This is a genomic window from Paraburkholderia sp. BL9I2N2 (assembly GCF_004339745.1).
Taxonomy (GTDB): Bacteria; Pseudomonadota; Gammaproteobacteria; order Burkholderiales; family Burkholderiaceae; genus Paraburkholderia.
The window spans coordinates 4,476,553-4,494,042 of sequence record NZ_SMGP01000001.1; the positions used below are offsets into that span (position 1 = coordinate 4,476,553).

The window sequence follows — 17,490 nt, forward strand, 5'->3', positions numbered from 1 at the left end:
TCCTGATATCATCGGGAGTGAATTGAGATCTTTGCCTGTTTCGTCAATGTTTCTTCGTTGATGAAAGGTTGGCGAAACGGCAGCAGACGCGGCTTTTGCATTATGTCTGTCCGCGTTCCGCGGTGAACTCCCCACCTCTCTTTTCCGGCCTCCGTGGCCGCTTTGCCTCTCGTTCCATTCGTGGTTTGGCCGGGTTCTGCCCGCGTTTGCCTGTTACTGGCCATGAACTGAGACGACCGGAGGGCCGGCGCGTGAGCGGTATGCCGCCACGCAATTTACCCCTATCAAGTGATTGAGTTAGGAATTAAATGACGACGATTCTTCTGAAAGAAAACGAGCCGTTCGAAGTGGCGATTCGCCGCTTTCGTCGCGCAATCGAAAAGAATGGCCTGATCGCTGAACTGCGTGAGCGCCAATCGTACGAAAAGCCGACCACGGCACGTAAGCGCAAGAAGGCTGCTGCTGTGAAGCGCCTGCACAAGCGCCTGCGCAGCCAGATGCTGCCGAAGAAGCTGCACTAAGCACGCTTTTTCCGCACGGCCGAACGGCGGTGTGAGCTTCGAAAGAAGCCACATCGCCGTTTTGCTTTTGGGGCGTCAGGTGGATCGCTCAGGTCAATGCGGGCTGCGCGACTTGGGGTGTGCTGCGCGGAGGATTGACGGTGGGCGCTGCGACGCCGTAGTGCGGCACCGCAGCTGTCTCCGGCTTACGCCGCGCTCTTCAGCCGATCAGCGGACAGGCCGAACTGGCGGGCGATCGAGCCCAGACGCTCGAGCCATTCCCAAGTGCCGAATACGTCGTGCACGTTTTGCAGGCAACTGAGCAGATCGACGGTGGCCGGGTCGTACACATTGATGCGGGAACGCAGCAGCGCCTTCTTCAGCGCCGACACGCCGACGTCCATATATGCGGGCATCTCAGCCGGCGTTTTGCCGATGAAGCGCACCGGAATACCTTCCATCGCGGTCATGTAGTCGCGCGGCTTGATGAAGCTGCCGACCGGGCAGCCGCCGCAATAGCCTCGATAAGCCCCGCCGCCGCGCGGTAGCAGCGCGGCGCGCTTCTGGCCCAGCAAGTGCCCCACGGCCTGATCGAAAATCTCCTGATGCGTCACAAAGTTAAGAGTTTTCATGGTTGGTCTCCCACGCGTTACGCAGCGGTTATTCGTTGTTTGAGCGCACGACTAGCAGTATCGGGCGTGCTCCATTCGGCGAAGCCCGGACTAGCAAGGCGAAAAGCCGTCAATTCCCGAATTTGACTTGTTTTTCGCAGCCGCAGCTCATAACCGTATAACGACCGAGATGCCCCATAAGCGCAGCCGGGCTTTACCGAATGGGAGCGTGGCGACGAATCCGGCGTCGTGGCACGTCGTGTTCTCGTCCTCCAGGCCTTGCCTAGCGAGGTAATGACCGGACACCCGCTGCGGCGCTTGGGACTTTCCCTGAGCCGCCGTCCTTTGTTAGAACTGCGGCACTAAGCGCTGCTGAACCCGCGTCGCCTCAGCCCGCTTTGCGATTACGTCCTTTCTTGCCAAGCGCCGCGCATCGCGCGCGGCACATGCAACTCGCCTCGTGGTCGTTCACCATGCCGACCGCCTGCATGAACGCATAACAGATCGTCGAGCCGACGAACTTGCAGCCGTAGCGCTTCAGCCCCTTGCTCAGCGCGTCCGAAATGTCGGTCGATGCAGGTGCCTGCTTGTACGACGCCCAGTCGTTCTGAATCGGCGTCTGATCGACGAACGACCAGACAAAGTTGGCGAGCGAGCCGTGCTCGGCCTGAATCTGCTGGACGGCGCGGGCGTTGGTAATGGCCGCTTCGATCTTGCCGCGATGGCGCACGATACTTTCGTCCTTCACCAGCGCTTCGACGTGCTTCGGCGTAAAGCGCGCAACCTTGGCGATGTCGAAGTCCGCAAAAGCGCGGCGATAGCCGGCCCGTTTGTTAAGAATCGTCGACCACGACAAGCCGGCCTGAGCGCCTTCCAGCACGAGCATCTCGAACAGATGCTGGTCGTCGCGCGAGGGTACGCCCCATTCGGTGTCGTGATACTGTGCGAGCGCTTCGCTCCATACCCAGTTGCATCGCTGTGTCACTGTCGCGCTCCTGCGTTGTGATGTCGCCCGCCAGCATAGCCGAAGCCGTGCGCACTGCAAGCTGGCCATTCGGCTAATTGCCGGATTGAAACTGACCTGCCACGCTATGCGTTATTCATCCACGGAACTCACTCGATTCCATGAACAAAGACTTCTTTCTGATCGGCATTGACGGCGGCGGCAGCGGCACGCGGGTCGTGCTCGGCGACGCGCAAGGCCGCGAACTGGCGCAGGCGGCAAGCGGGCCGTCGGGTTTGGGACTTGGCGTCGAACGTGCATGGCAGGCCATCGCAGCCGGCTGCAGCGAAGCATTTGCAAGTGCGGGCATGACGCTGGACTGGTCGCGCTGCGTGCTCGGCTGCGGATTGGCGGGCGTCAACAATCGCGACTGGTTGGCCGCGTTTCGCGCGCAAGCGCCCGCGCTAGCGGGACTCGCCGTGGAAAGCGACGCCTACACCACTTTGCTGGGCGCGCACGGCGGCGCGCATGGTGTGATTGTCGCGCTCGGCACCGGCAGCGTCGCGGCCGTGCTGGATGGCGAGGGCGAATGCCGCCAGGTGAGTGGCTACGGCTTTCCATCGGGCGACGAAGCGAGCGGCGCGTGGCTCGGACTGCGGGCCATCGTGCACGCACAGCAGGCGCTCGACGGTCGCGGCACTCACGACGATCTGGCCCAGGCGCTGGTCGCCCACACCGGCGCGCACGACCGCGACAGTCTCGTCGTCTGGCTGTGCGAAGCGAATCAGACAGCTTATGCGAGGCTCGCGCCGATCGTCATCGCCCACCGCACGCATCCGTTCGCGGCGCGCTTGCTCGGCGAGGCAGGCGTCGAAGTGGGCAAGATGATCGCCGCACTGGACCCGTCGGCGAGCCTGCCGGTCGCGTTGTGCGGCGGCCTTGGCGCACCGTTGCGCGAGTACGTGCCGCAGATCTATCAGGCGCGCTTACGCGAGCCGCTGGCAGACTCCGCGCACGGCGGATTGCAATTGGCGCAGCGTGAAGCGCTCCGCGCCGGCGGCTGAAAACGGCGCGTCGCGGCGTGTGCGAGTCGCGCGATTGCGGCTGAAAATCATGGATATAGCCGGCGCGTTCCGGCGAACGCGGTCGGCAACGGTAAAATACGCAGCTTCGACGCTGCCCGCCTGCTCAAACTATGTACAAAGTCATCGCCACGGATCTCGACGGCACGCTGCTCAACGCGGATCACCAGGTGGACCCGTTCACGGTCGCCACCGTGCGCAAACTTGAAAGCGACGGGCTGCGGTTCGTGATTGCAACGGGTCGCCACTATTGCGATGTCGCCGGTATTCGCGACGTGCTGGGCATCAGTCCGTATCTGATTACATCGAATGGCGCGCGCATCCACGCGCCGGACAACACGGTGATCCACGCGGACGACCTGCCTCCGGCCATTGTGCAAAAACTGGTGCAGCCGGAAATCGCTGGCGCGCATGGTCGTGTGATCGTCAACCTGTTCGCCGATCAGGCGTGGCTGATCGACCGCGACGCGCCGGATCTGCTGAAGTTTCACCAGGATTCGGGCTTCACCTACGAAGTGACCGATTTGCCGAAACACGACGGCGTCGACATCGCGAAGGCCCTCTATATCGGCGAGCCTGCTGATCTCGCGCAGGTCTCGGCGAATCTCGCAAGCGAATTCGGCGACGCACTGTACGTGACCTATTCGCTGCCGGACTGTCTGGAAGTGATGACGGCAAACGTATCGAAGGGCCGCGCGTTGCAGATCGTGCTCGAGCGCCTCGGCGTCGATGCCTCGCAGTGCGTCGCTTTCGGCGACAACATGAACGACATCGATCTGCTGGAGACGGCCGGCCATCCGTTCATGATGAACAACGCCAATCCCGACCTCATGACGCGCCTGCCAAACGTGCCGCGCATTGGCAACAACTTTGAAGCGGGCGTCGCACACCATTTGCGCAAGCTCTTCTCGCTCGACGACGAACTGATGTCCTGAGTGGAAATGGAAACGGCCCGCGTCGATTTTCATGGACGCGGGCCGTTTCTTTGAGCGGCACGTCTGGTGGCTCAGGCTGCTGTCGACGGCGTTGCGCCGCCGAGGTCTATCAAGGCCGGCAAGCCGCCTCATCTGCCGCCGTCAGTCGCACCAGGAAAATTACCCGTGCCATCCGCCACGGCGGTCGCCATGGTCGCCCCGGTTATCGTGGCCCCAGCCGCGGTCATTGTGGTTCCAGTTGCGATCATATCGATGGTCGCCGCGATAATAGTCACCGCGATCGTAGCGGTGGTCCCAGCCGCCGTTGCGGTAGTAGACCGGCTGCGGCGCCACGTAGACCGGGGCCGGACGCGTATAAACCGGTGCGCCGAGCGACAGGCCGATGTTCAGATCCGTATGCGCTTGCGCGACACCGCATGCGCCCGCCGCGAGTCCTGCAGCAACCAGCAAGTGAGTGACGATGCGTTTCATGTTTGTTCTCCTGTGAGGCGACGTATGTTTGTCGCACAGGATCAATCTACGCATTCCCGTCGATGGGTACTGCGACCAGATGTTACGGACTGCAAGCATCGTCGCAGGCTTTGAAAGCTGTGAGCGGGCGTACGTGAGTCCGTCGCGCGCCGCACGCCGTTCGGTCAAAGCACTGGTGCATAAGGATTCGCGGCCCTTTGCGCCGTGGCGAAGCGCGCCCGGCACCACGCTTTACCCAAATCTGATGGCCGCCTGCGTAATTGCGGCTTACATCTGTATTACCCGTTTAATTTGCCGCATTCGAGGAAGTCGTCGATCCGGCAGCCGCCGACGCGCCGGGCAGCGCCGCGCAAGGGCAGTCGGTCGCGCGTCCATCCAGCCCCTGACGATCATGTTTGAAGCTGGCGCGCGCCGTGCCGCTTTGCCAGTCGAGGCGAACAACATAGATACTGTCGAAGTCGTCGCTCTTCCAGTTCGGAACATCGGCGGCATTGCCGCCATGCGCGCTCAGCATCTGGCGCAATAGCTTCACGATCAGCTTGTGTTCCCACGCCACGACAATCAGCTTGTTGCGATTGGCCGGATCGACGAGCGCGGTGCCGAGCTGGTCGATCTGAGCGAAACCATAGGGCGTTTGCACCGGCATCTGGAACTGGATGGCGGTCGGCTCGATCGTCGCAAGCGGCCGGATGTAGTAGTAGGGCTTGCCGCCGTCGTCTTTTTGCTGGCCGGGATCGGGTGCGTAGATCGCATCCGGTTTGCCGAACTTGGCCGCGATCACCGCCGGCAAGGCCAGCGCGCGGTTGAGTCCCTGACAGTTGAGTTGTCCGTAGCCCTGGGCAGGCTTCTCACCGTGTCGCACGAACACGAGCGTTTCCGTCTGGCCGTCGGCCGCATGCGCGGTGGCTAGCGCCAGCACACCCGCGCACAAGCCGCCGATGGAGAGTGCGACGCCATGCAGAAATCCGCGGAAACGCTTCATAGGTGGCACCTGTACGAGCTTGGGAAGTCGCACGATTCTACTGCGGGCACGAATAAGCCATCGGCGCGATATCGAGGTGCTTACGCTTCCGCCACAAAACAAAGCGGGCGCCGTAGCGCCCGCTTTGTTTGCCCGAATGACCGCGCGCGACAATCAGTCGAGCGCCAGCTTCTGCGAACTGCCGCTGCGGCTTTCAGCGATGACCGGGTACAACACGCCCGCAATCACTGCGCCGAGGATCGGCGCAACCCAGAACAGCCACAACTGATCCATCGCCGCACCGCCGACGAAGAGCGCCGGGCCGGTGGAACGCGCCGGGTTCACCGACGTGTTGGTCACCGGGATCGAGATCAGGTGAATCAGCGTGAGGCACAGGCCAATGGCGATCGGTGCGAAGCCGGCGGGCGCGCGCTTGTCGGTCGCGCCGAGAATGACAAAGAGGAAGAAGCCGGTCATCACCACTTCGCAAATGAATGCCGCGGCGAGCGAGTAGTGGCCGGGCGAGCGCTCGCCATAGCCGTTGCTGGCGAAGCCGCTGGCGACGAGATCGAACCCGGGTTTGCCCGATGCGATGAGCGACAGCACCAGCGCACCCAGCACCGCGCCGATCACTTGCGCGACGATGTACGGCAGCAGATCGCGCGCCGGAAAGCGGCCGGCGATGGTCAGGCCGACGCTCACCGCCGGATTCAGATGGCAGCCGGAAATGTGGCCAATTGCAAAAGCCATGGTCAGCACGGTCAGGCCGAACGCGAGCGACACGCCCACGAAGCCGATGCCCAGACCATGAACCGGGCCGGCGAAGTTAGCGGCGAGGACGGCGCTGCCGCAGCCCCCGAGCACGAGCCAGAAGGTGCCGAACAACTCGGCAGCGAGGCGCTTTGACAACTGCATGGTTGGTAATCCTAAAAAGATGGAGGCTTCCGCTAGCACGCGCGGCTATGTCCGTCTGCATGCCTTGAACGCGCAATTTTAGGGAAAGGTGGCCAAATCAGGTGTCAAGAATTGTCAATGTGGTGTCGCCTTTACCTTTTTATTGCGAGATAAAGATACCGTTTTACAATTCACCGGTCTTAATAATTATCAGAGGATATCTTGCTAAATCGGTATTCTTGTCCATTGCGAATTTTTATAATTGCAGTTAGTCTGCGAGCCAATGAGTTCTAGAAAAGGGGAGAACCGGAATGTCTCAATATGCAGACCTCAAGGCGCAGATCGCCAAATTGCAGGCACAAGCAGAAGAAGCGCGCCGTACTGAAATCGACAATGTGGTCGCCGACATCCGCCAAAAGATCGCTGAATACGGTCTGACGGCTCAGGACCTCGGTTTTGCCGTCGCCGCCAAGCGCGGCCGCCCGCCCAAGAAGGCGCCGCTGCCGGCGAAATACCAGGATCCGAAGTCGGGCAATACGTGGAGCGGGCGCGGCAAACCGCCCAAATGGATCGTCGGTAAGAATCGCGAGCGCTTTCTGATTGGTGCTGCTTGAGCCGATTGCCGGTCGAGACGAAAGCCAACTGAAGGTTTATTGGTACTCGGTCTTTATTCGCTGAGCGCTAATCGGCGATGGAAGCGCATCCATGCCCGTATTAAAAAAGCCGCCCTCGAGGGGCGGCTTTTCTGGACAAAGAAGCGGGATAACCTGAAATTACCGCTCGCGCAAACGATTCACACGACGAATTGACTCACTATTGACCTACAAATCGGAAACGTCGTACGCGGCGGATTTCGTTACTCAAGCGGCTGAGCGAAAGTGCCCAGCCGCTTAGCTCGGCGTTTAGCCCACTGCGACTTGACGCAACACCGGGCGGCGCGTGGCTTCGATCAGTGCCGAATAGCCATCCACGTAATTCTGAGCCATCGTCTTCGAGCTGAAGCGGCGTTCGAACTGGGCCCGGATTTCGGTGCGCGACAGTTCGTCCAGGCGTTGCAGCGCCGCGACCGCGCCCTGCACGTCCTCAACGATGTAACCCGTCACGCCGTGGTCGATCACTTCCGGCACCGAACCGCGGTTGAACGCGATCACCGGCGTACCGCACGCCATCGACTCGATCATCACGAGGCCGAACGGCTCCGACCAGTCGATCGGGAACAGCAGCGCCTTGGCGCCGGAAAGAAACTCGGGCTTCTGCGCTTCATTGATCTCGCCGACGAACTCCACATGCGCCTGCGACAGCAGCGGCTCGATTTCACGCTTGAAGTATTCCTGGTCGACCTTGTCCACCTTGGCGGCGATCTTCAGCGGCAAACCGCTTTGTGCAGCGATCTTGATAGCTGTATCGACGCGCTTCTCGGGACAAATACGGCCGAGGAACGCCAGGTATTCCGGCTTCTTATGCGTCTGCGGCGTGAGCAGCTGCTCCGGCAAACCGTGGTAAACGGTGTTGAGCCAATTCGCTTGCGGTAGCGGCGCGCGTTGCGAATCGGAAATCGAGACCACCGGCACGTTGGAGAACGCATCGAACACCGGTTGCAGTTCCGGCAAGTCGAGGCGGCCGTGCAGCGTCGTCACGAACGGCGTGTCCATCGTGGTGAAGAGCGGGAACGGCATGTAGTCGAGGTGAAAGTGCAGCACGTCGAACTCATGCGCCACCTTGCGCACCTTTTCCATCATCAGGACGTGCGGAGCCAGCGCATCGCGAATCGTCGGATCGAGACGCAGCGCACGAGGCCAGCAGGCGTCGAGGTTGGCCGAAGTGACCGAGTCGCCGCTCGCAAACAGCGTAACGTCATGGCCGAGGTCGACCAGTGCCTCGGTCAGATACGACACGACGCGTTCGGTGCCACCATAAAGTTTCGGCGGGACAGCTTCATACAACGGCGCAATTTGTGCGATTCGCATGCGTTTTCTCCTAATCGGAACGGCATCGCACAGCGGCGCTCGAGTAGAGCGAGGAGCGAATGCCTGACGGACGGTTGGGCGCGGTAAGCCGCCGCCCGGGGGTGCTCCGAACCTGCATCGGGTAATCCCTTGGCTTCATTATCGGGATCGGCCGCGCTAATTCGAGTTATTTTTCAAACGCTTAATGTTGTTACAGCGCGAAACATGACCCGTTACAGGTCGTCGGAACGGCCATCCCGATAATCGGGAGAAATCACCGGTCGTATATTCGGACGCTGCAAAGCCATCAGCAAGGCGCGGGCCCGGGGTGTGGAGATCGGCTCCTACACGCGGCGTGTTGCAGAGAAGTGAAAACGTCTTATAATTCCTCCTCACCGCTGCACGGTGCGGACCGTGAGTCAATCAGACTCACCATTTAGTTCACATCATTGCCAGCAACCTCATCGATGCGCACGGAAAGTTTCTAAATTGCGCCTATGGGGTTCCATCAAGCCCTCTCCGACCCGCCTTTGTAGGAAAAATTCCTACACGAATGACGGATTAATCCGTCAATAAGGCTGGGTGTCTGTCCGATTTTCGTCCGCTCCCCCTTTCGCCACAATGCTCGCAAGACCAGAAACGAGCCGATTCGTGCGGTTTCAGTGCGCGCGTTCGAGCAAACGTTTCCGTAACGGCCTGACCAGCCAGATACACCCCGGGGGAATCATGAGCGCGACAAGCGATATGCTCAATGAGATCAGAGAAGTTAACCTGTCTTATCTCCTGCTCGCCCAGCGACTGCTGCGCGAAGACAAGCCGATGGGCATGTTTCGCATGGGGATTTCGGACCAGTTAGCCGATGTGCTCGCCAATCTGTCGTTGGCGCAGACCGTCAAGCTGGCGGCGTCCAATCAGGTGTTGTGCCGTTTCCGTTTCGACGACCATGCCGTGCTGTCCGCTCTGGCGGACAAAGGCAAATCCAGCGCCGTGGCTCAGGCGCATTCCGCGATCCTGATGGCAAGCCAGCCAGTCGAGCAACTCGGCTGATGGCACGTTGCATTCCAAACAAAGCGATCAGGACGGGGAAAACGCAAACGGATGGCCTATAAAAGTGTTGTGCTCGAAGTCAGGGAAATTACCCTGGCGATCGAACTGATCGAGCTTGGCGCGCGTTTGCAATTGCTGGAAGCGGAAACCAGCCTGTCGCGCGACCGGCTCATCAAGCTATATAAAGAACTGAAAGGGGTCTCGCCGCCCAAGGGGATGTTGCCCTTTTCGACCGACTGGTTCATGACCTGGCAGCCGAACTTTCACTCATCGCTGTTCTACAACATCTACCGGTTCATGGCCGATCATGGCGGCTGCCTGACGATCCAGTCGATCGTGAAGAGCTACCGGCTGTACCTGGAACACGTCCAGTTGCACGACGACGAGCCCGTGCTCAGTCTCACGCGCGCCTGGACGCTGGTGCGCTTCTTCGACTCCGGGATGCTGCAAATGACCGCCTGCTGCCGCTGCGGCGGACATTTTGTCGCGCATGCGCACGATCCGCAGCACGCATTCGTCTGCGGCCTGTGCCAGCCGCCCTCGCGCGCCGGTAAGACAAAGAAGTTTGCCGACGCCCGAGCCCGCGAGAGCCTCGCCGCCCTCGAAGCTTGACCCGGAAGGCGGCCGCCGGTGCGCGGTGCGCCTTCCATCTCCCATGCGGGGGGCCTTCCAGCCCGCCTGCGCGACGCCCGGTCCAGCCGGACCGGCCGCATCCGCCTCTGGTTTACACCGGAGCGACGAGCCGCTTTTCCGCCAAAGTTTTCCGCTTCGTTGCCGTAAACCAGATTAACGACGGTCACCGTCGCTTCTTTGTGAGGGCTCGGCAGTGCTGATTTTCGTGGGAACACTCGTGACGCTTTTGTCCGTTTTCGGCGGTTACGCGCTGGAAGGCGGCCATCTCGGCGCGCTGCTGCAGCCCGTTGAAGTGCTGATGATCGTCGGCGCCGGCGTCGGCGCATTCATTCTGGGTAACGGAATGAAGACGATCAAGGCCACGCTGCGCGTCATTCCAACCCTGTTCAAGGGCGCGAAGTACAACAAGGACGTCTATATGGAGCTGATGGCGCTCCTCTACGTCCTGCTGGCCAAGGCGCGCAAGGAAGGCACGCTGACGCTGGAAGCGGACATCGACGATCCGTCGAAGAGTCCGATCTTCACCCAGTACCCGAAGATTCTCGCCGACCATCACATCATCGAATTCCTGACCGACTACCTGCGTCTGATGGTGGGCGGCAACATGAACGCGTTCGAGATCGAAAGCCTGATGGACGAGGAGATCGAGACGCATCACCAGGAAGGCGAAGCGCCCGCTCACGCGCTGACCAAGGTCGGCGACGCAATGCCGGCGTTCGGGATCGTGGCCGCGGTGATGGGCGTGGTGCACACCATGGCCTCCGCCGACAAGCCGCCCGCCGTGCTCGGCGAGATGATCGCCCAGGCGCTGGTCGGCACCTTCCTCGGGATTCTGCTTTCGTACGGGCTGATCGGGCCGCTCGCGAGCGTCGCCGAACAGCGCGTGACCGAGTCGACCAAGATGTTCCAGTGCATCAAGGTGACGATTCTGGCCAGCCTGAACGGTTACGCGCCGGCGATTGCCGTTGAGTTCGGCCGCAAGGTGCTCTTCTCGACCGAACGCCCGTCGTTCGCCGAGCTGGAAGAGCACGTGCGCCGCGTCAAGGCCAAGTAAAGGGCGCCGGGAACCGAACCGATGAGCAAGGACAAAGACCGCGCCATTGTCGTCAAGCGCTCCGCGCCGGCCAAGAAAGGTCACCACGGCGGCGCCTGGAAGCTCGCGTATGCGGACTTCATGACCGCGATGATGGCGTTCTTCCTGCTGATGTGGCTGCTGAGCTCGGCCTCCACGGTGCAGTTGAAGGGCATTGCCGACTACTTCAACCAGCCGCTGAAGATCACGCTGTGGGGCGGCGACCGCAGCGCCGAGGACTCGAGCATTCTGAAGGGCGGCGGCCGCGATATCTCGACCGACGCGCAAGGCGTGACGCGCTCCACCGACGGTTCGAACAACCGCTCCGAGCGCAGCGTCTCGCACAACAACGAAGATTCGATGAAGCAGTTGCAGGGCGAGCTGGAACGTCGCGAGCAGGTCCGCCTGCACGATCTGCAGGTCAAGCTGATGGCCGCGATCGAGGCGAATCCGGTGCTGCGCCAGTTCAAGCAGCAGATCCGCATCGACTCCACGCTGACCGGCTTGCGCATCGAAATCGTCGATTCGCAGAAGCGGCCCATGTTCGCGACTGCGAAAGACCAGGTCGAGCCATATATGCGCGACATTCTGCGCGAAATCGGCCACACGCTGAACGACGTGCCGAACCGCATCATCGTGCAGGGCCACACCGACGCCGCGCAGTACGCCGGCGGCGAGAAGGGCTACAGCAACTGGGAACTGTCCGCGGACCGCGCCAACGCGTCGCGCCGCGAGCTGATCGCCGGCGGCATGGACGAAGCGAAGGTCATGCGCGTGCTCGGCCTCGCGTCGACGCAAAACCTGAACAAGGCGGACCCGATGGATCCGGAGAACCGCCGCATCAGCATCATCGTGCTGAACAAGAAGTCGGAGGAGGCGCTGAACCATGACGACTCCACCACGACCACCTTGTCGGACGACGCAGCCGGCTCCAAGCCGTTGCTGCAAAAGCTTGCGCAGCCGGTAACGGTTGCACCGAAGTTGCCGGCGGCAGCGCCGGCGGCCCAGTAACAGACAGCGATCGCCTCGCCCGTTCATGCGCCCTGCCGGCGCGGACGGAAGGGCGATCCATAGCGTACGTGCAGCGAGGTTTTCATGATCAGGCACATCCTGGCAATCGACGATTCGGCATCGATGCGGCAGATTCTCGCCGCCACGCTGACGACGGCAGGCTACGAGGTGACGCTCGCGGCGGACGGCGACGAAGGGCTCGAAAACGCGCTCGCCATGTCGTTCGATCTCGTGCTGACCGACCAGTACATGCCAGGCAAGACCGGCCTCGATCTGATCGCCGCGCTGCGCAACAACCCGGCTTACCAGGCCACGCCCATCCTCGTCCTCACGACGGAATCGGGCGAGCCGTTCAAGGAAGCGGCGCGGGCTGCGGGCGCGACCGGCTGGATCGAAAAGCCGCTCGACCCGGACATGCTGACCGAACTGGTGGCGGCGCTAGCCGAGCCAGATCACGCGTAAGCACTACCCATAGACCCAGTTATAGAAGCTCTCGACGCGGCGGCACGGCAGCCCAAGCCAAGACAGGAACTCTCGCGGTGACCCAGGCATGACACTCGACATCACTCAGTTCTATCAGACGTTCTTTGACGAAGCGGACGAACTGCTCGCGCAGATGGAGCAGTTGCTGCTCAATCTGGATATCGCCCACCCGGACCCTGAAGACCTCGCGGCAATTTTCCGCGCGGCGCACTCGATCAAGGGCGGCGCGGCAACGTTCGGTTTTACTGCGCTGACGGAAACGACCCACATTCTCGAATCGCTGCTCGACCGCGCGCGCAATAACGAACTCGTGCTGCGCAAGGACATGATCGACACGTTCCTCGAAACCAAGGACGTGTTGTCCGGCCAGCTCGCCGATTACCGCGCGAGCGCCGAGCCGGACGCGGCCACCGCGAAGGCAATCTGCGCGAAGCTCGAACGCCTGAACGCGGAGAGCCGCGACGGCGCGGCGCCGGCTGCGGCGGCCGTTGTCGCGAGCGCGGCACCAGTTGCAGCACAGGCAGTACAAGGCGGGACCCCGCCGGAGCACGTCGTCGAACAGGCGGTGCAGGCGGCGGGTGAATGGATTGACGGCGAACCGGCACAGACCGGGCAAGCCACGGGAGCCGGAGAAGAATCCGGCCCACATCTGAAAATTACGCTACGGGGCGTTGGTGAGAAGGACCAGGAACTGCTGGCCGAAGAGCTCGGCAACCTGGGCAACATCGTCGGGCAGGTCAAGAGCGGCGGCGATCTGACGCTGTGGCTCGCGACCGATGTGACCTCCGACGACATCATCGCCGTGTGCTGTTTCGTGATCGACGAAAGTCAGATCGTGATCGGCCGCGGCACCGCACCGGCGGACGACGCGCAGCAAGGCGAACCTGGAACGCCCGACGCTGCCGATTCGTCTCCGGCGCAAGCAGTACAGGCAACTCACGCGGGCCACGCAGCATCGTCGGCACCGGCGGCCGACACCGCTGCACCCGCATTAACCGCCGCGCACGGCCTGTTCGACGCACCGGCCGCGCCGGCGCATGCCGCGGCTCAACCCGCGGCGGCGCCGAGTGCACCGGCGCCGGCTCAGGCCAGCGCGGCAAGCGCAGCCGCGCCCGCCGAGCAGGACCGCAAGGCGGCACGCCCGGCTGCGGCAGCGGGCGGCGCGGAAGGCAGTTCGATTCGCGTCGGCGTCGAAAAGGTCGATCAGTTGATCAACCTGGTCGGCGAACTGGTGATCACGCAAGCCATGCTCGCGGAAACCACCAGCACGTTCGACCCGGCGCTGCACGACCGCCTGTTCAACGGCATGGCGCAGCTCGAGCGCAACGCGCGCGATCTGCAGGAAGCGGTGATGTCGATCCGCATGATGCCGATGGATTACGTGTTCAGCCGCTTCCCGCGTCTGGTGCGCGATCTGGCGGCGAAACTCGGCAAGGAAGTGGAACTCGTCACCTTCGGTCAGGCGACCGAACTCGACAAGAGCCTCATCGAACGGATCATCGATCCGTTGACTCACCTCGTGCGCAACAGTCTCGACCACGGCATCGAAACCGTGGAAGCGCGGCGCGCGGCGGGCAAGGATTCGACCGGCCAACTGGTGCTGTCGGCGGCGCATCACGGCGGCAACATCGTCATTGAAGTGAGCGACGACGGCGCGGGCCTGCGCCGCGACAAGATTCTCGCGAAGGCGGCCAAGCAGGGCATGCAGGTCAGCGAAACCATGACCGACGAAGAAGTCTGGAACCTGATCTTCCTGCCGGGCTTCTCGACGGCGGAGCAGGTCACGGACGTGTCGGGCCGTGGCGTCGGCATGGACGTGGTGAAGCGGAACATCCAGTCGATGGGTGGTCACGTGGAAATCACTTCGCACGCCGGCAAGGGCAGCACCACGCGCATCGTGCTGCCGCTCACGCTGGCAATTCTCGACGGCATGTCCGTCAAGGTCGGCAACGAAATTTTCATTCTGCCGCTGAACTTCGTGATGGAGTCGCTGCAGCCGCGAGCCGAGGACATCTACACGGTGGCCAACGGCGAGCGCGTGGTGCGGGTGCGCGGTGAATATCTGCCGCTCGTGGCGTTGCACGAAGTGTTCAACGTCGAAGGGGCGAAGCAGGAACCGACGCAAGGCATCGTCACCATCATGCAAACGGAAGGGCGCCGCTTTGCAATGCTGATCGACGAACTGGTGGGCCAGCAGCAGGTGGTCGTGAAAAACCTTGAAACGAACTACCGCAAGGTGCACGGCATTTCCGCCGCGACCATTCTCGGCGACGGCAGCGTCGCGCTGATCGTCGACGTGGCGGCGCTGAACCGCGAAACGCGCCACGCGCATGGCGCGATGAGTCTCGCATGATGTCCGTCACACTCGTCGTAACACTTACTCAACTCAATTCATCCCAACCGTTTGGGGGCTAACGTGGCAGAAGTCCAATCCATCAATTCGAGCGTCGCGAACGCGAGCGGTACGAATGGCCGCCGCGACGCGCAGCAGGCAGACGCCGGCGGTCAGGAGTTCCTCGTCTTCACGCTCGGCGCCGAAGAGTACGGCATCGACATTCTCAAGGTGCAGGAAATCCGCGGCTACGACAACGTGACGCGGATCGCCAATGCGCCTGAGTTCATCAAGGGCGTGATCAATCTGCGCGGCATCATCGTGCCGATCGTCGACATGCGCATCAAGTTCCATCTGGGCCGTGTCGAGTACGACCACCAGACGGTGGTGATCATCCTGAACGTCGCGCATCGCGTGGTCGGGATGGTGGTGGACGGCGTCTCGGACGTACTCACGCTCGCCACCGACCAGATCATGCCGGCGCCGGAATTCGGCGCCACGCTGACGACCGAGTACCTCACGGGTCTGGGCACCGTCGACGGCCGCATGCTGATCCTGATGGACATCGAGAAGCTCATGACCAGCCGCGAAATGGCGCTGATCGAAACGCTCGGCGTCTAACGCGGCAGCCTTCACGAAACGATTGGGACAGGGAGCATCTAAATGCTGAGCAGGTGGTCGATTCGCACGTCGTTGACGATGGTGGGGATCATTCTGGTCGCGCTGACCGTGGCGGTCGGCGTGCTTGGGCTGACCGCGCTGAATCGCGCGAGCCAGTCGCTCGACCGCATTGCGCGCGGCGATCTGGCCGCCATCCATGCACTCGACGATGCTTCGTCGTACCTGCTGCGCTCGCGCGTGTCGCTGGATCGCTTCAACGCGTTGAGCGCGTCGGGCGACACGGAGCAGGCGAAGAAGGTGCTCGATCGTGCGCAGGAGTTGTACGGTAAGGGCAATCAAAGCTGGCAGGCGTATCTCGACGCGCCCAAGAACGGCGTCGAGCAAGCGCAGCTGGACGAACTGCTGGCGCGTCGCACGGCGCTGATGCGTGACGGCCTGGAGCCGGAGTTCGCCGCGCTGCGCGCGAACGATCTGGCCGCCTACCACGCGATCGCGGATACGAAGATCAGCCCGTGGTTCGTGTCTTACGACAACGCCGCGTCCGCTGTCGTCAAGAGCTTGCAGCAGCACGCTGTGGATCAGCAGGCGAGCGCGCAATCGAACATCTCGCTGATGACGACGCTGATCATCGCCGTCACCGTGCTCGCGCTGCTGGTGGTGGTGGGCATCCGCTTCGCGCTGCGCGGCCTGATCGTGCAGCCGCTCGCCGACGCGACGGCGTGCTTCGAGCGCATCGCCTCGGGCGATCTGTCCGAATCGATCAACGTCTTCAGCCGCAATGAAATCGGGCGGCTGTTCGCCGGCATCAAGCGCATGCAGGACAGCATGTCGACGATGGTGAGGGCGGTTCACAGCAGCACGGAATCGATCGACACCGGTGCGCGCGAAATCGCAATGGGCAACACCGACCTGTCGCAGCGCACCGAACAACAGGCCGCCTCGTTGCAGGAAACCGCGTCGAGCATGGAGCAGTTGACCGGCACGGTACGGCAGAACGCCGAGAACGCGCGTCAGGCGAGCCAGCTGGCCGTCAATGCCTCCGACATCGCCACGCGCGGCGGCGACGTGGTGAGCCAGGTCGTCACGACCATGCAGGACATCGCGAGCAGTTCGAACAAGGTCGTCGACATCATCGGCGTGATCGAAGGCATTGCCTTCCAGACCAATATTCTCGCGCTGAACGCGGCGGTCGAAGCCGCGCGCGCCGGCGAACAGGGCCGCGGCTTCGCGGTGGTGGCGGGCGAAGTGCGCAGCCTCGCGCAGCGCAGCGCGAGTGCCGCGAAGGAAATCAAGGAACTGATCGGCGACTCCGTCGACAAGGTGCAAAGCGGCTCGGCACTGGTCGGCCGCGCCGGTACGACGATGGACGAGATCGTGCAGGCCGTGCGCCGCGTGACCGACATCATGGGCGAAATCAGCGCGGCGTCCGAAGAGCAGTCGGGCGGCATCGAACAGGTGAATCGCGCGGTCGTGCAGATGGACGAAGTCACCCAGCAGAACGCCGCGCTGGTCGAACAGGCGGCGGCCGCGGCGGCCTCGCTCGAAGATCAGACGCGTCAGTTGCAGGCCGTGGTGAACGGCTGGAAAGTGGCCGGCGGCGCGGTGAATAAGAGCGCGGCGGCAACGCGTTCGCAATCGGGGGCGTCCCGTGTGACCGGCAGCAAGAGCAAGCCGGCGGGCAAAGCCGCACCGCATGCGTCCGCGAACGGCGGCGCAGCGCATCCGGCAGCTAGCACGGCGCATCCGGCGGCAAACACAGCATCGGCTTCGGGCAGTCACGATGCCGGCGCCGCACGCGTCGAACCGGCGCTGAAGCCGAAGACGGCCCGTGCGGGATCCGAATCCGCAGCACGTCCGGTCGCGGCAAGCGCGGCCTCGGCGGGCTCGGACGCGGACTGGGAAACATTCTAGGACGTGGCACAAAGACATGCGGTCATTCGGCATCTCG

At 62.5% G+C, this 17,490-nt stretch carries 18 protein-coding genes; 12 read left to right on the plus strand and 6 right to left on the minus strand.

Annotated features, from left to right (window positions below; translation table 11 throughout):
* The first annotated feature begins 308 nt into the window (after positions 1 to 308).
* Positions 309 to 521, plus strand: coding sequence for a 30S ribosomal protein S21 (gene rpsU, locus B0G74_RS20380; protein WP_006050883.1), 213 nt, complete (start codon positions 309 to 311; stop codon positions 519 to 521).
* Positions 522 to 706: 185 nt separating this feature from the next.
* On the opposite strand, the gene B0G74_RS20385 is transcribed toward rpsU, so the two are convergent.
* Both B0G74_RS20385 and B0G74_RS20390 read right to left on the minus strand, forming a co-directional pair.
* Positions 707 to 1,132 carry a hypothetical protein gene (locus B0G74_RS20385; protein ID WP_132376571.1) on the minus strand — a complete coding sequence of 142 codons (426 nt, stop codon included), beginning with the start codon at positions 1,130 to 1,132 and terminating at the stop codon, positions 707 to 709.
* 367 nt (positions 1,133 to 1,499) lie between these two features.
* Positions 1,500 to 2,096, minus strand: coding sequence for a DNA-3-methyladenine glycosylase I (locus B0G74_RS20390; RefSeq protein ID WP_165923884.1), 597 nt, complete (start codon positions 2,094 to 2,096; stop codon positions 1,500 to 1,502).
* Positions 2,097 to 2,236: 140 nt separating this feature from the next.
* Between B0G74_RS20390 and B0G74_RS20395 the strand changes: the two genes are divergently transcribed.
* Together B0G74_RS20395 and B0G74_RS20400 are read left to right on the plus strand one after the other, a co-directional pair.
* Positions 2,237 to 3,118 (plus strand): BadF/BadG/BcrA/BcrD ATPase family protein, encoded by an 882-nt coding sequence (locus tag B0G74_RS20395; protein ID WP_132376573.1) that lies wholly within the window; start codon positions 2,237 to 2,239, stop codon positions 3,116 to 3,118.
* Positions 3,119 to 3,249: 131 nt separating this feature from the next.
* Positions 3,250 to 4,071: a Cof-type HAD-IIB family hydrolase gene (locus B0G74_RS20400; protein ID WP_132376574.1), complete on the plus strand. Its 822-nt coding sequence runs from the start codon at positions 3,250 to 3,252 to the stop codon at positions 4,069 to 4,071.
* A 159-nt stretch (positions 4,072 to 4,230) separates the two neighbouring features.
* Here B0G74_RS20400 and B0G74_RS20405 read toward each other — a convergent pair whose 3' ends face one another.
* The 3 genes from B0G74_RS20405 to aqpZ all read right to left on the minus strand — a co-directional run bounded on the left by B0G74_RS20405 (position 4,231) and on the right by aqpZ (position 6,418).
* Positions 4,231 to 4,542 carry a PXPV repeat protein gene (locus tag B0G74_RS20405; RefSeq protein ID WP_132376575.1) on the minus strand — a complete coding sequence of 104 codons (312 nt, stop codon included), beginning with the start codon at positions 4,540 to 4,542 and terminating at the stop codon, positions 4,231 to 4,233.
* Between the two features lie 286 nt (positions 4,543 to 4,828).
* Entirely contained in the window at positions 4,829 to 5,524 is a 696-nt protein-coding gene (locus B0G74_RS20410; protein WP_132376576.1) for a histidine phosphatase family protein, read from the minus strand.
* Positions 5,525 to 5,677: 153 nt separating this feature from the next.
* The gene (aqpZ, locus tag B0G74_RS20415; RefSeq protein ID WP_132376577.1) at positions 5,678 to 6,418 is read right to left on the minus strand and encodes an aquaporin Z; all 741 of its coding nucleotides are present in this window, start codon (positions 6,416 to 6,418) and stop codon (positions 5,678 to 5,680) included.
* Positions 6,419 to 6,708: 290 nt separating this feature from the next.
* On the opposite strand from aqpZ, the gene B0G74_RS20420 reads away from it, so the two are divergent.
* Positions 6,709 to 7,011, plus strand: coding sequence for an H-NS histone family protein (locus tag B0G74_RS20420; RefSeq protein ID WP_007179981.1), 303 nt, complete (start codon positions 6,709 to 6,711; stop codon positions 7,009 to 7,011).
* A gap of 288 nt (positions 7,012 to 7,299) precedes the next feature.
* On the opposite strand, the gene B0G74_RS20425 is transcribed toward B0G74_RS20420, so the two are convergent.
* Positions 7,300 to 8,364, minus strand: coding sequence for a glycosyltransferase family 4 protein (locus tag B0G74_RS20425; RefSeq protein WP_132376578.1), 1,065 nt, complete (start codon positions 8,362 to 8,364; stop codon positions 7,300 to 7,302).
* A gap of 705 nt (positions 8,365 to 9,069) precedes the next feature.
* Between B0G74_RS20425 and flhD the strand changes: the two genes are divergently transcribed.
* The 8 genes from flhD to B0G74_RS20465 all read left to right on the plus strand — a co-directional run bounded on the left by flhD (position 9,070) and on the right by B0G74_RS20465 (position 17,453).
* Positions 9,070 to 9,390 carry a flagellar transcriptional regulator FlhD gene (gene flhD / locus B0G74_RS20430; protein ID WP_013589958.1) on the plus strand — a complete coding sequence of 107 codons (321 nt, stop codon included), beginning with the start codon at positions 9,070 to 9,072 and terminating at the stop codon, positions 9,388 to 9,390.
* A 51-nt stretch (positions 9,391 to 9,441) separates the two neighbouring features.
* Positions 9,442 to 10,002 carry a flagellar transcriptional regulator FlhC gene (gene flhC / locus B0G74_RS20435; RefSeq protein WP_132376579.1) on the plus strand — a complete coding sequence of 187 codons (561 nt, stop codon included), beginning with the start codon at positions 9,442 to 9,444 and terminating at the stop codon, positions 10,000 to 10,002.
* Positions 10,003 to 10,216: 214 nt separating this feature from the next.
* On the plus strand, positions 10,217 to 11,077 hold the full coding sequence (motA, locus tag B0G74_RS20440; RefSeq protein WP_013340867.1) for a flagellar motor stator protein MotA: 861 nt from the start codon (positions 10,217 to 10,219) through the stop codon (positions 11,075 to 11,077).
* 21 nt (positions 11,078 to 11,098) lie between these two features.
* The gene (motB, locus tag B0G74_RS20445) at positions 11,099 to 12,106 is read left to right on the plus strand and encodes a flagellar motor protein MotB (RefSeq protein ID WP_132376580.1); all 1,008 of its coding nucleotides are present in this window, start codon (positions 11,099 to 11,101) and stop codon (positions 12,104 to 12,106) included.
* 84 nt (positions 12,107 to 12,190) lie between these two features.
* On the plus strand, positions 12,191 to 12,568 hold the full coding sequence (locus B0G74_RS20450; RefSeq protein WP_132376581.1) for a response regulator: 378 nt from the start codon (positions 12,191 to 12,193) through the stop codon (positions 12,566 to 12,568).
* Positions 12,569 to 12,656: 88 nt separating this feature from the next.
* On the plus strand, positions 12,657 to 14,942 hold the full coding sequence (gene cheA / locus B0G74_RS20455) for a chemotaxis protein CheA (RefSeq protein ID WP_132376582.1): 2,286 nt from the start codon (positions 12,657 to 12,659) through the stop codon (positions 14,940 to 14,942).
* Between the two features lie 63 nt (positions 14,943 to 15,005).
* Positions 15,006 to 15,542 carry a chemotaxis protein CheW gene (locus B0G74_RS20460; protein WP_074762485.1) on the plus strand — a complete coding sequence of 179 codons (537 nt, stop codon included), beginning with the start codon at positions 15,006 to 15,008 and terminating at the stop codon, positions 15,540 to 15,542.
* A gap of 42 nt (positions 15,543 to 15,584) precedes the next feature.
* Positions 15,585 to 17,453, plus strand: a complete 1,869-nt coding sequence (locus B0G74_RS20465) for a methyl-accepting chemotaxis protein (protein WP_132376583.1) — start codon at positions 15,585 to 15,587, stop codon at positions 17,451 to 17,453.
* Positions 17,454 to 17,490: the final 37 nt, after the last annotated feature.